Genomic DNA, 13,149 nt, shown 5'->3' on the forward strand with positions numbered 1-13,149 from the left:
ATAAAGAATTATCTTCATGTGTTGACTTACTATGGGCATATCTCTAGAATATCCGTTAGATAACTAATGAAAAGTGAGGTGTTATTTTTTTGGACAGCAGAAATATGCCTATTCAGATGCTTTTGATGAAGAGCGCGCATTTGCTGAAATACCAGACGGTCTCACTGCTGGAGCGATTTGACATGAACCTGGGGCAGGCGGCGATCCTGTTTATCCTGAAACGGTACGGCAATCTGACGCAGCGTCAGCTCTCCGGGAGGGTAGGCATCACACCGCCCTCCATGAATGTGGCTCTCCGGAAGATGGAGGAGAAGGGGCTGGTCAAAAAGGAGGCAGATCCGGACGACCAGAGAAAGACCCGGATCCATCTGACAGATATGGGAAAGAGCCGCATAGAGGATCTGAAGCAGCTCTTCCGGAAGACAGAGGAGATCACCCTGCAGGATTTCCGGGAGGAGGAAAGGCTCCTCCTGCGGAGGTTTCTCGTGCAGATCGAGGAGAATATCATGGACTCCAAGGAGCTGAAGGACATGGATCTGAGTGAAATCATGCGCCGGCTGCATCCGGAAAAGAATTTTTAACCCAGAGCAAAAAAGGAGTGACAAGTATTTATGGGAAAACTATTAAAATTTCTGAAACCACATGCAGGTACCGTGCTGGCTATCCTGTGTGTACTGGTCGTGCAGGCATGGTGCGACCTGTCTCTGCCGACCTACACGTCGGATATCGTAAATGTGGGAATTCAGCAGGGAGGCGTGGACGAGAGCGTGCCGGAGCAGATCGCTGGCGACGAGCTTGAACGGCTGCTTCTTTTTGTCCCCTCCGACGAACAGGACACCGTGCGGGAAGCCTATGAGGAGGCCAAAGCAGGGGAATATGACTACGACGGCACAGTTCTTGAACTGAAGGAAACGGTAAAAGACAGCACAGAGGAGCTGGATGACCTGGCGGAGATCATGGGCAAACCCATGCTCCTTACAGCAGGGTTTGAGAGCGGCAGCGACACCTCCAAATCCATGGAGGAGACCATGCGCCAGCAGATGCAGGCCCAGGCCGGCGTGGATTTATCGGATATGACCATATTTGACATGCTGGAAATGATGGACTCTGCCGCGAGAGACCAGGTGGTGGCACAGATGGACGAGAGCATGGACAGCATGCCGGACACCATGGTAGAGCAGGCGGCCACTCTCTATATCCAGTCCGCCTACGAGGAGCTTGGCATAGACATGGATGCTATGCAGACCCACTACATCCTGGTCACAGGTGGAAAAATGCTCGCCCTGGCGGCGCTTGGCATGCTGGCCAGCATCACGGTGGGACTTATGGCCTCCCGGGTGGCGGCCAGCGTGGGCCGGGAAACCAGGGGAAAGGTCTTCCAGAAGGTGGTCGGATTTTCCAATGGGGAATTCGACAAATTCTCCACAGCGTCCCTTATCACCAGGAGCACCAATGATATCCAGCAGATCCAGATGCTGACGGTCATGATCCTGCGGATGGTGCTGTACGCCCCCATCATGGCGGTGGGCGGCATCTGGAAGGTGCTGAACACAAATGTGGATATGACCTGGATCATCGCTCTTGGCGTGGCTCTGATTTTCATGGTAGTGATCGTTCTCTTCCTTGTAGTCATGCCCAAGTTCAAGATCGTCCAGAAGATGGTGGATCGGCTGAACCTTGTTTCCAGGGAAATCCTGACAGGCCTGCAGGTTATCAGGGCCTTCGGCACGGAGCGGTACGAGGAGGAGCGGTTTGACAAGGCCAATAAGGATCTGACAAGGCTGAACCTGTTTGTCAACCGGGCCATGACCTTTATGATGCCTGTCATGATGCTGGTGATGAACGGCATCTCCGTCCTCATTGTCTGGACCGGGGCCCACAGCGTCAACGATGGCACCATGCAGGTGGGCGACATGATGGCCTTTATCCAGTACACCATGCAGATCATCATGTCCTTCCTCATGATCTGTATGATCTCCGTCATGCTGCCCAGGGCCGCCGTGTCCGCGGAGCGTGTGGATGAAGTGCTCCGCAGCTCCACCTCCATCAGCGATCCGGAGAAGCCGGAGAAGGTGGGGGACTGCCGGGGAGAAATCTGCTTTGACCACGTGTCCTTCCGCTATCCGGGGGCCGAGGAGGATGTGCTCCAGGATCTGAGCTTCACCGTCCGCCCCGGACAGACGACAGCCATCATAGGAAGCACGGGAAGCGGGAAATCCACTCTCGTTAATCTGATCCCGCGATTTTACGACGTGACAGAGGGCAAGATCACCCTGGACGGCCATGACATCCGCAGTCTTACCCAGCATGACCTCCGGGCCCAGCTCGGCTACGTGCCCCAGAAGGGCGTGCTGTTCTCCGGCGATATAGCCTCCAACATCCTCTATGGCAATCCGGAAGGATCCAGGGAGGAAATGGAAGAGGCGGCTCAGATCGCCCAGGCTACAGAATTTATTGACAATAAGAAAAAGAGATATGAAAGTCCCATCTCCCAGGGCGGATCCAATGTGTCCGGCGGGCAGAAGCAGAGGCTTTCCATTGCGAGAGCCATCGCAAAACATCCCAGAGTCTTCATTTTTGACGACAGCTTTTCTGCGCTGGATTACAAGACTGACGCGGCAGTCCGGTCTGCTCTTTCCAGCAGAACAAAAGATGCGGCGGTCATTATCGTGGCGCAGAGGATCAGCACGATCCTCCATGCGGCTCAGATCATTGTCCTGGATGACGGAAAGATCGCGGGCATAGGAACACACAGGGAGCTTCTGAAAAACTGTGAGGCGTACTACCAGATCGCGTCCTCCCAGCTTTCGGAGGAAGAACTGGAACGAGACATGAAGGAGGCGGTCTGATATGGCAGAGACAAGACAGACAAAAAGACACGGACATATGGGCGGCGGAAGACACATGATGCCGGGAGAGAAGGCAAAAGACTTTAAAGGCACTATGAAGAAGCTGATGGCGTATATGGGAAGCTACAAGATCGCGATCCTCTTTGTCATGCTCTTTGCGGTGGGAGGAACAGCCTTCAACATTATCGGACCAAAGATCCTGGGAAATGCCACTACAGAGATCTTCAACGGCCTTGTGAGCCGCGTGTCCGGTGGAGACGGCATTGATTTTGGAAAGGTGGGACGGATCCTTTTAAGCGCGCTGTCTCTCTATGTAGTCAGCGCAGCGCTCTCCTTCATACAGGGGTACATTATGACAGGGATCTCCCAGAAAATGACGTACCGGCTTCGAAAAGAGATTTCCGAGAAGATCGGACGCATGCCTGTGAAATATTTTGACACAATGACCCACGGCGAGATCCTCTCCCGCATCACCAACGATGTGGACACACTGGGACAGAGCCTGAACCAGAGCGCCACCCAGGTGATCACCTCTGTGACCACCATCATAGGCGTCCTCGTGATGATGCTCAGCATCAGCCCTCTGATGACGGTCATTGCCATCCTGATCCTTCCCCTGTCCATGTGCCTGATCTCTGTCATCGTGAAGCACTCACAGCGGTACTTCAAGGATCAGCAGGAATACCTGGGCCACATCAACGGCCAGGTGGAAGAGGTGTACAGCGGACACAATATTGTCAAGGCATTTAATAAGGAAGAGGACATTATCAAGACATTTAACGACACAAACACGATCCTCTACCAGTCCGCCTGGAAGTCCCAGTTCTTTTCCGGTATGATGATGCCCATCATGCAGTTTGTGGGAAATCTGGGGTACGTGGCAGTGTCCATTCTGGGCGGGTATCTGGCCATCCGTAATACCATTCAGGTGGGAGATATCCAGTCCTTTATCCAGTATGTGCGGCAGTTCACCCAGCCCATCCAGCAGGTGGCCCAGGTGGCAAACATGCTCCAGTCCACAGCAGCAGCCTCAGAGCGAGTCTTTGAGTTCCTGGACGAGGAGGAAGAGGAGCAGACAGTTCCCAATCCGGTGTCCACGGAAAACCTGGAGGGCCGGGTAGAGTTCGACCATGTACACTTTGGCTATAACCCGGACCACATTATTATCCACGATTTCAACGCAAAGGTGGAGCCGGGCCAGAAGATCGCCATTGTAGGTCCTACCGGCGCCGGAAAGACGACCATGGTAAAGCTGCTCATGCGGTTTTACGATGTAAACAGCGGCTCCATAAAGATAGACGGCCACGATCTGCGGGACTTCAACAGGGGTGAGCTGCGCAGGATGTTCGGCATGGTGCTCCAGGACACCTGGCTGTTCAATGGCACCATCGAGGAAAATATCCGCTACGGCCGGCTTACAGCCACCCACGAGGAGGTGGTGGAGGCGGCGAAGGCAGCCTATGTGCACCGCTTTGTGCAGACCCTCCCGGGAGGCTATGACATGGTCCTCAACGAGGAGGCGAGCAATGTGTCTCAGGGCCAGAAGCAGCTCCTCACTATCGCAAGAGCCATCCTGGCAGATCCCCGGATCCTGATCCTGGACGAGGCTACAAGTTCTGTGGATACAAGGACAGAGGTGCGGATCCAGAAAGCCATGGACAATCTCATGAAGGGAAGGACCAGCTTTATCATCGCCCACAGGCTGTCTACCATCCGGGACGCGGACATGATCCTTGTCATGAAGGATGGAGATATCATCGAACAGGGAAGACACGAAGATCTCCTTGCCAGGAACGGCTTCTATGCGGAGCTGTATAATTCACAGTTTGAGAAGAGTGCCTAATCGGCACAAAATGACGCGTTTCGCGGAACCCTATTGCACGACATAAAGCCTTATGTTAATATTTCTTATGTCGACAGCATATCTAATCGCATCTGCAGATGTCACATCTGAAGCGAGAGCCAAAAACAAAAGGACACAGCCGGCGACGCCGCATATGGGCAGAGCCGGCTGTGTCCTTTTGTGTTCTTCAGCCTGAAAAATCAGATAAACAGGGAAAAGATGACTGTGATAATGCCGCAGATGCCGATGGCAAGTCCGCTCATGGCCCCTTCCGTCTCCCCCATCTCCAGCGCCTTGGAGGTTCCTACCGCATGGCTGCAGGCCCCGATGGCAAGACCCGCCTCGAGAGGATCCTTTACCCGGAAGATCCGGACAAAGAAGGGGGCCAGTATACTTCCCAGTGTTCCGGTGATGAGGACAGCTACCACTGTCACAGGCACCACGCCGGAGAAACGCTCCGTGATGCTCACGGCAATGGGCGTGGTGACGGACTTGGACAGCAGGGAGTGGGTGATTTTCTCATCCAGGCGGAAGAGGGTGCACATCAGGTAAATGCTCCCCATGGATGCCAGGGAGCCGCAGGTGCAGCCCACCAGGATGGGAAGCCAGTGCCTCTTCAGAAGCCGGATCCTTGTGTAGATGGATACAGCCAGACAGGCTGTGGCCGGCGCCAGGAACATGTTGATGATCTCCCCGCCTTCGTTGTAGGACTCATAGGGGATGTCGAATAGGAGGAGAACGCCGATGATCAGCACGATGGCTGTGAGCAGCGGACTGCAGGCGGTCAGCCCCGTCTTCTTCTGCAGCTTTTCCCCGGCCCAGAAGGCCAGGATGCTCAGAAAAATACCAAAGAGCGGCGACGAAAATACTTCTTTCACGATCTGTCCCTCCTGTTCATCAGCCGCATGGTCAGACGGATGCTCCAGGCTGTCACGGCAAAGGTGATAACGGTAGAGACTACACAGACGACAAGAAGAGGCACAAGGCTGCTCTTTAAAAGGTCCAGGTAGTTGATGATGCTGACTCCGGCAGGTACAAAGAAAAAGGCCATATTGGACAGGAGAAAGTCGGATTTCTCCTGTATATGCTCAATCCTCAGGATGCCAAGGAGCAGGCAGAGAAAAAGGAGGATCATTCCGATAATGCTGGCGGGAAAAGAGAACGGGAGAGCCGCCTCAATGACCAGGCCCAGCCAGCAGATCAGAAAAATGATGCCCACCTGTTTGATGATTTTCATACAATCCCTTCTTTCGTAGTTACTCAATTTCAGTATTATACAGGAAAGTTGCATGGGCCGCAAGGGCGGCTTTCAGAGACTTTCCCGGGCTGTGGGGGTATGGTATAATGACCACATCGTGGTTAATATACCTGCGCATAGAGCGGTTTCTGCGGAACCGCAGAAATCCGCTGCGCGGCCACGGTATTACAACTTTACAAAAAAGGAGGAGCGTACACCATGCGTTTTTTTCATATATCAGATCTCCATATTGGGAAGCATCTGCACTACTATGACCTGAAGGAGGATCAGCGGTATATCCTGGACCGGATCGCCGACATGGCCCGTGAGCGGAGGCCCGACGCCATCGTCATCGCCGGGGACATCTACGACCGGTCCGTTCCCTCCGCTGAGGCGGTCTCTCTCTTTGACTGGTTTCTCACCAGGCTGGCGGATATCCGGCCCGCCATCCCGGTGCTGGCCATCGCGGGGAACCACGACTCGGCGGAGCGGCTGGACTACGCCAGCTCCATCCTGGGCAGGCAGCATATCCATATAGCCGGCAGGCCCCCCGCAAAGGAAGGGGAGAGGATGAAGAGGGTGACTCTGGAGGACGAACATGGGGAGGTGCATTTTTATCTGCTCCCCTTTGTAAAGCCCGGGTATGTGCGTCCTGTCTTCCCCCAGGATCAGGCCCCTGAGGATTACGACGGGGCGGTCCGGGGACTTGTTGACAGAGAGGAGATCGACACCTCCGTGAGAAACGTCATTGTCACCCACCAGTTCTACACGGCGGCAGGGGTCTCTCCTCTGGCTGCCGGGTCGGAGAGTGTCCGGGTGGGAGGACTGGACAATGTGGATATCTCCGCTCTTTCCCCCTTTGACTACTGTGCCCTGGGTCACATCCACAGGAGGCAGCAGGTGGGGGAGGGTCCTGCCTGGTACTGCGGGACGCCTCTGAAATACTCTGTCTCTGAGAGCAGGGATGAGAAGACGCTGACCCTGGTGGAGCTGGGGGAAAAGGGTACGCCCCCTGTGCGGACAGAGCTGCCTCTTGTGCCTCTGCGCGACGTGCGGGAGGTAAAGGGTACGCTGGAGGAAATCCTGGCCGGCGCCGCAGAGGAGATCCGGCAGGACTATGTAAGCGTCACCCTGACAGATGAGAAGGCCCTCTATGAGCCGGTGGATCAGTTGGAGAGAGTCTTCCCAAGGCTTCTCCAGGTGCGGCTGGAAAATCTCCGGGCCCGCCTGTCAGGAGAGGAAAATCTCCGGGACCTGGAGCCCCGCGACCCTCTGCAGGTGTTTGGACAGTTTTTTGAGGAGATGCAGGACCGTCCCATGGATGAGGAGGAAGAGCAGATCATGAGAGAGATATTTAAGGAGGGGATGGAATGATTCCACAGAGATTAGTTATGTCGGCCTTTGGATCCTACGCCGGGAGGGAGGAGATCGATTTTTCAGAGGCAGGGCCCGGCATTTTCCTCGTGACCGGGGACACCGGCGCGGGGAAGACCACCATTTTTGACGCCATCACCTATGCTCTCTATGACCAGACAAGCGGGGGCAGGCGGGAGGGCCGGATGATGCGCAGCCAGTACGCGGCGGAGGACACCCCCACCTTTGTGGAGTTCTCATTCCAGTACAAAGGGCAGGATTACCGGATCCTGCGGAGCCCGGAATACGAGAGGGCAAGCCGCAGAAGGGGGAAGGACGGGGAGAGGAAAATGACCCTGGAGCGGTCCTCCGTCACCCTCTTTCTCCCCGACGGCACGGAGTTTACGGGGAAAAAGGCGGAGACAAACCGGAAGATCGTGGACATCATCGGCCTGGACGCGGGGCAGTTCACCCAGACAGTCATGATTGCCCAGGGGGAATTCCTGAAGCTTCTGTCTGCCCGCTCTGATGAGAGGAGGGAGATCTTTTCCCGGATTTTCCAGACAGACCTCTATGCCCGGGTGGAGCAGAGGCTTCACGAGGAGGCCGGCGCCCTCTACGGGCAGATGAAGGATATGGAGAGGCAGGAGGAGCAGGAGCTGTCCCGCCTCTTCTGCCCGGAGGCTGAGGGCCTCCCTGAGAAGCTGGCGGAGGCTGCCCTGCCAAAGGAGCGGCTGGAGGCAGTCCGGCAGATCTTGCAATACGGGAGATCCCGGGAGGCAGCTGCAGAAAAAAAGATCCGGGAGCTTGACGGGGAACTTGATAAGGTGAACCGGGAGCTGGCTGTGGCCCAGGAGTTGAACAGCCGCTTCGCCCGGCTGGCAAAAGAGAGAAGGAACCGCGCGGAGCTTCAGGCAAAAGCCCCCTCTGTGGAGCAGCGGAAAGGGAGACTGGAGAGAAGCCGGGAGGCGGCTCTGGTCTGTGAGATTTATGAAAGGCGGCAGGAGGCGTCCAGGCAGAGGCAGTCTCTGGAGAAAGAAATCAAAGGCATACAGGAGAAGATCCTCCAGGCGGGACATAAGAGGGAAGCCCTTCTTAAGAGAAAGGAGAAGGTGCTCCTGGAGGAGAAGCGCTGCCGGGAGGAGTACCGATCCCTGACAGAGCAGATTGCCCGGGTGACAGACCAGGCGTCCCGGCTCTCCGGCAGCCGGGCACTCCTGCAGAAGTGGGAGAGTCTGGAGGTACAGGCTGCCGACCGAAAAAAACGCCTGCGGGAGCTGAGACAAAAGCTGCCTCTTCTTAAGAAGGAGGAACAGAGAAGGGATGACTGCGCCCGGGCCTTTGAGGAGAGCCGCCAGGCCTATCAGCAGGCCGCCGACGCCTACCTGGCCTGCAACGAGGCCTTCCTTCTGGGACAGGCGGGTATCCTGGCCAGGGATCTTGAGGAGGGGAGCCCCTGCCCTGTGTGCGGTGCCCTCCATCACCCCGCTCCCGCCGCCCTGCCGGAGAGAACCCCGGACCAGGCGGAGGTGAAAGCGGCCCGGAGGAGACGGGACGAGGCGGAAGCAGAGAAGGACAGAAGGCAGCAGCTTCTTCTGGAGGCGGGGCAGCGCTGCACCGCCCGGCTACAGAGTCTCCTCGCGGAAGGGAAAAATGTGGTTGGGGAGGAGTTCTCACTTGAGAGTGAGGATCCGGAGAGGCGCCTTGACCGGGAGGAGAAAAGAAGAGACCAGGAGCTTAAGGAGTGCCGCCGGCAGAAGGAGGAGGCCGGGCAGCAGGTTGGAAAGCTGGAGGAGCTGGAGAAGGCAAGGCAGTCCCTCGCCGGGCAGCAGGCCGTCTGCTACAAAAGGCAGGAGGAGCAGCAGAGGGAGACTGCTCTCGCAGATGAGAGCCTCCGCTGTCTGGACCAGTCTGTCAGCCAGGCAAAAGGCGAGGAGGCGGCCCGCCAGGCCGCCCGGGAGGAGACGGCCGCCCGGGAGGCGGCTCTTGCGAGGGAGGCCCAGAAGGCGCTGGAAGAGTCCCCCTTTGAGACAGAGGACCAGTGCCGGGGAAGCCTCCTTGCGGAGGAGGAAAAAGAAAGGCTGGAGAACGATCTGGAGGATTACCGGCAGAAGTGCATAGAGGCTGACGCCCGTGTGAACGCCCTGGAGGAGCAGCTGGACGGGAAGGAGCCCGCCAGGACAGAGAGCCTGGAGGAGCAGAAAAAAGTCCTGGATGAGAGCAGGCGGGAGGCGGAAGAGGAGCAGAGAAGGTGGTACAGCAAAAATGAGAACAACCGGGAGGCGGGGGAGCGCCTGAAGAAGATCTACGGGAACAACCAAAAGCTCCAGGAGCGCTGCGCCCGGCTGCGGCTTTTGGATCAGACCGCAGGAGGCTCCCTTCCAGGCCGCCCCAAGATCGATTTTGAGGCCTATGTGCAGCGCCGCTATTTCCAGCAGATCATCGCCTTTGCCAACCGCCGGCTGGAGACCATGACAGGCGGGAATTTCGTGCTGCGGTGCCGTTCCATGGAGCAGCTTGGCAACCGGGGTAGTGTGGGGCTGGACCTGGATGTGTACAGCCTGGAGACGGGGAAGCTCCGGGACGTGCGCACTCTCTCCGGTGGTGAGTCCTTCATGGCAGCCCTGTCCATGGCCCTTGGCATGGCGGACGTCATCTCCCGCAGCGCCGGAGGTATCCAGATGAAGGCCATGTTTGTGGACGAGGGCTTCGGCTCCCTGGACGAGTATTCCAGAGAGCAGGCCATAGGGGTGTTAAGTGAGCTGGCCGGGTCGGACCGGATGATCGGCATCATCTCCCACGTGACAGAGCTGAAGGAGAGCATTGACCGGCAGCTTGTGGTCACAAAGACAAAACGGGGCAGCCACGTACGATGGAGCCGTTAGGTTAGGGAAGAACCGCTAAAACCTTTTGCTTATCCGCTCTGTGTGAAGTATAATAAAGACAGAAGATAAAGAAAGGAGCTGATCCATATGACAGACCATACCATCATAACCATTGGACGCCAGTTTGGGAGCGGCGGCCACGAGATTGGGAACAAGCTGGCACAGCGGCTGGACATTCCTCTCTACGACAGAAATCTGATCCATATGGCGGCCCAGGAGATCGGCATCAGCAACGAGGCTGCGGAGAATATCAACGAGACCTCTCTTGGCAGGTTTTTGTCCTCCTATGTGGTGAGCCTGGGGGATTACACCACCTTTATGAGCGGAGAAAATGTGGAGCCCTTAAGTGAGCAGATGTACCGGGTGCAGACAGAGCTTGTGAAGAAGCTGGCTGCCCGGGGCTCCTGCGTCATCGTGGGCAGATGCGCGGACTATATCCTGGGAGACTACAGCAACTGCATCCACGTGTTCATCCACGCCTTCAAGGAGGACCGGATACGCAGGATTTCCCGGATCTACAAGCTGAACGACAAGCAGGCCTGGGACAAGATCAGGAGGACTGACCGGGAGAGAAGACTCTACTATGAGACCCATGCGCAGAGACCCTGGGGCAGCATCGAGTCCCACCAGATCCTCTTCAACGCCAGCCTTATGGGCGTGGACGGGATCGTGGACGCGCTGGAGGCCATTTACCGGGCGCGGCAGAAGTAAGACATAAGACACAGAACAAAAAAGGAGACAGAACACATGCTTTTTATCGAATATCCAAAATGCAGCACATGCAGGCGGGCAAAAAAATACCTGGAGGACAAGGGGATAGAGTTCCAGGACCGCCACATTGTGGAGGAAAATCCCACGGAGGAGGAGCTGACAGAGTGGATCCGCATGAGCGGTCTGCCGGTGAAGAAATTTTTTAACACAAGCGGCATGAAGTACAAAGAGCTGGGGCTCAAAGACAGGCTCCCGGGCATGAGCGACGAGGAGCAGATCCGCCTTCTTGCCAGCGACGGCATGCTGGTAAAGAGACCCCTTCTCATAGACGGGGACCGGATCCTTGTGGGATTTAAGGAAAAAGAGTGGACGTTTTAGGAGAGGATATCCCATGAAAAGTATACTGCTTGTGGAGGACGACAAGAGCCTGAACCAGGGCATCACACTGAAACTGAAAAAAGAAGGATACCGTGTTTCTTCTGCCTTCTCCCTTGAGGAGGCAGAAGAACTTTTTGCCTCCGCCGCCTGGGATCTTCTCATCTGCGATGTGGGGCTGCCGGACGGCAGCGGCCTGGATTTCTGCCGGAGGGTGCGCCAGGTCAGCGATGTGTTCATCCTGTTCCTGACTGCCCTGGACTCAGAGATTGACATGGTGACGGCCTACGACCTGGGGGCGGACGACTACATGACCAAGCCCTTCAGCCTTATGGTGCTTGTCTCCAAAGTCCACGCTTTCATGCGGAGGACCAGGGAGGCTCCCGCTTCCTGCATCGTCTCCGGCGATATCCTCCTCTCCCTGCGGGAGATGAAGGCCTTCCGGCAGAGGCCGGAGGGGGGAGCGGAGCCGGTTCCCCTGAGCAAAAAAGAACTGCAGCTTCTCCTGCTCCTGATGGAAAATGCCTGCCAGATCCTCACAAAGGAGCAAATACTGGAGCGGGTGTGGGGTGCGGAGGGTCAGTTTGTGGATGACAATACAGTGCCTGTCAACATCAGCCGTCTCAGGGGAAAGATTGGAGGCAGCTATATTCAGAATGTAAGGGGGATTGGCTATATATGGACCGAAGAAAGCTTCAGAGAGTAGTCCTGCCCGCGGGACTGCTCTTTTTTATACTGTTTTTTATACTGGTGGCCCTGGGAGATCTCCTTCACACAGCCGGGGAGGCTGTGAAGGCGGAGGAGCAAAAGAAGCTGGGCGCCCTTGTCAGGGAACACCCGGAGTACGAGGACAGCTATGCCCGGATCATGTGCGGGGATGCCCCGGATGACGCCTCCGGGCTGGGAGAGCGGATTATGGAGAAATACGGCTATGAGGCCCGGGACGGCGGGGCCTACAGGGAAGTCCGCCGCTATCTTTTCCTTGCCGGCGGACTTCTCGCAGGCGGTATGACAGCCGCCTGCCTGGCGGCGCTGCTGGCCCTCCGGGCTCAGAGAAGGGCGGAAGAAGAAAGGGAGCGCCTGGAGGAGAAGCTGGGAGAACTGCGGCTCCGTGAGGAGGGCACCAGGGAGCGCCTCATCCGGGAGGAGCAGGAGACAAAGTCTCTGGTGACGGATATTTCCCACCAGCTCAAGACTCCCATCGCCGCCCTCAGGATGAGCCTGGAGCTCAAGGAAACTACAGAGCTGACGGAGGAGGAAAAGAGGGAATTTTCCGGCAGAGAGCTCCAGGAGGTGGCAAAGCTGGAGGAGCTTTTGCACGGCTTTACCCAGCTCTCCAGGCTGGAGACGGACATGATCCGGATTTGTCCCCGGATGGAGGCAATCCGGGAAACTCTCGCCGGGGCAGTGGGAGCCGTCTATATGAAGGCCTTCCGCCGCGGCATCGGCCTGTCCCTGGAGGAGTCCCGGGACCGCCGGATCCCCCACGATCCAAAGTGGACGCGGGAGGCCTTTGTCAATATCCTGGACAATGCGGTGAAGTACTCCCCGGAGGGCACGTCCGTCACTGTGCGGATGTCTTATCTTGCCTCCGCTGTGATGATCGAGTTCGAGGACCAGGGGATAGGCGTGCCCCAGGAGGAGGCTCACCGGATCTTCCAGAGATTTTACAGGGGCAGCGCCCGGCAGGTCCAGGAGGGGGAGGGGGCCGGCGTGGGGCTCTACCTGGCCCGCCGGATCCTGGAGGCCCAGGGAGGCACTATCTGTGTGAAACGGGGCCGCCAGGGAGGCAGCAATTTTATCGTGACCCTTCCTTACAATTCTGTTATGAATTCTGTAAGCGTTCTGTAAGCCGGGCATACTATACTGGTACCAGAGTCGAAAAAGGAGGATGAG

Annotated in this window: 11 protein-coding genes; 9 read left to right on the top strand and 2 right to left on the bottom strand. The window is 56.9% G+C overall.

Annotation, left to right across the window (positions count from 1 at the left end):
- Positions 1-89: 89 nt before the first annotated feature.
- The 3 genes from H7U36_RS04530 to H7U36_RS04540 are packed head-to-tail and all read left to right on the top strand — an operon-like array spanning position 90 to position 4,692.
- Entirely contained in the window at positions 90-581 is a 492-nt protein-coding gene (locus H7U36_RS04530; RefSeq protein ID WP_138304710.1) for a MarR family winged helix-turn-helix transcriptional regulator, read from the top strand.
- Positions 582-611: 30 nt separating this feature from the next.
- The gene (locus H7U36_RS04535) at positions 612-2,849 is read left to right on the top strand and encodes an ABC transporter ATP-binding protein (protein ID WP_205155755.1); all 2,238 of its coding nucleotides are present in this window, start codon (positions 612-614) and stop codon (positions 2,847-2,849) included.
- 1 nt (position 2,850) lies between these two features.
- Positions 2,851-4,692 carry an ABC transporter ATP-binding protein gene (locus tag H7U36_RS04540; RefSeq protein WP_205155756.1) on the top strand — a complete coding sequence of 614 codons (1,842 nt, stop codon included), beginning with the start codon at positions 2,851-2,853 and terminating at the stop codon, positions 4,690-4,692.
- 200 nt (positions 4,693-4,892) lie between these two features.
- Here the strand turns inward: H7U36_RS04540 and H7U36_RS04545 are convergent, their stop codons facing one another.
- Positions 4,893-5,570: an LrgB family protein gene (locus H7U36_RS04545; RefSeq protein ID WP_033126737.1), complete on the bottom strand. Its 678-nt coding sequence runs from the start codon at positions 5,568-5,570 to the stop codon at positions 4,893-4,895.
- Positions 5,567-5,929, bottom strand: coding sequence for a CidA/LrgA family protein (locus tag H7U36_RS04550; RefSeq protein WP_033126736.1), 363 nt, complete (start codon positions 5,927-5,929; stop codon positions 5,567-5,569). Before H7U36_RS04550 ends, H7U36_RS04545 begins: the two co-directional genes overlap by 4 nt.
- A 219-nt stretch (positions 5,930-6,148) precedes the next feature.
- Here H7U36_RS04550 and H7U36_RS04555 point away from each other — a divergent pair, with 219 nt between their 5' ends.
- The 6 genes from H7U36_RS04555 to H7U36_RS04580 all read left to right on the top strand — a co-directional run bounded on the left by H7U36_RS04555 (position 6,149) and on the right by H7U36_RS04580 (position 13,104).
- Positions 6,149-7,303, top strand: a complete 1,155-nt coding sequence (locus H7U36_RS04555) for an exonuclease SbcCD subunit D (RefSeq protein ID WP_205155757.1) — start codon at positions 6,149-6,151, stop codon at positions 7,301-7,303.
- Positions 7,300-10,167 (top strand): AAA family ATPase, encoded by a 2,868-nt coding sequence (locus H7U36_RS04560; RefSeq protein WP_205155758.1) that lies wholly within the window; start codon positions 7,300-7,302, stop codon positions 10,165-10,167. Before H7U36_RS04555 ends, H7U36_RS04560 begins: the two co-directional genes overlap by 4 nt.
- A gap of 87 nt (positions 10,168-10,254) precedes the next feature.
- Positions 10,255-10,878: a cytidylate kinase-like family protein gene (locus H7U36_RS04565; protein ID WP_033126733.1), complete on the top strand. Its 624-nt coding sequence runs from the start codon at positions 10,255-10,257 to the stop codon at positions 10,876-10,878.
- A 36-nt stretch (positions 10,879-10,914) separates the two neighbouring features.
- Positions 10,915-11,256, top strand: a complete 342-nt coding sequence (locus tag H7U36_RS04570) for an arsenate reductase family protein (RefSeq protein WP_138304700.1) — start codon at positions 10,915-10,917, stop codon at positions 11,254-11,256.
- Between the two features lie 13 nt (positions 11,257-11,269).
- Positions 11,270-11,959 carry a response regulator transcription factor gene (locus tag H7U36_RS04575; RefSeq protein ID WP_205155759.1) on the top strand — a complete coding sequence of 230 codons (690 nt, stop codon included), beginning with the start codon at positions 11,270-11,272 and terminating at the stop codon, positions 11,957-11,959.
- Positions 11,932-13,104, top strand: coding sequence for a sensor histidine kinase (locus H7U36_RS04580; protein WP_205155760.1), 1,173 nt, complete (start codon positions 11,932-11,934; stop codon positions 13,102-13,104). Before H7U36_RS04575 ends, H7U36_RS04580 begins: the two co-directional genes overlap by 28 nt.
- Positions 13,105-13,149: the final 45 nt, after the last annotated feature.

It is taken from the genome of Faecalicatena fissicatena, assembly GCF_016900595.1.
Lineage (GTDB): Bacteria > Bacillota > Clostridia > Lachnospirales > Lachnospiraceae > Claveliimonas > Claveliimonas intestinigallinarum.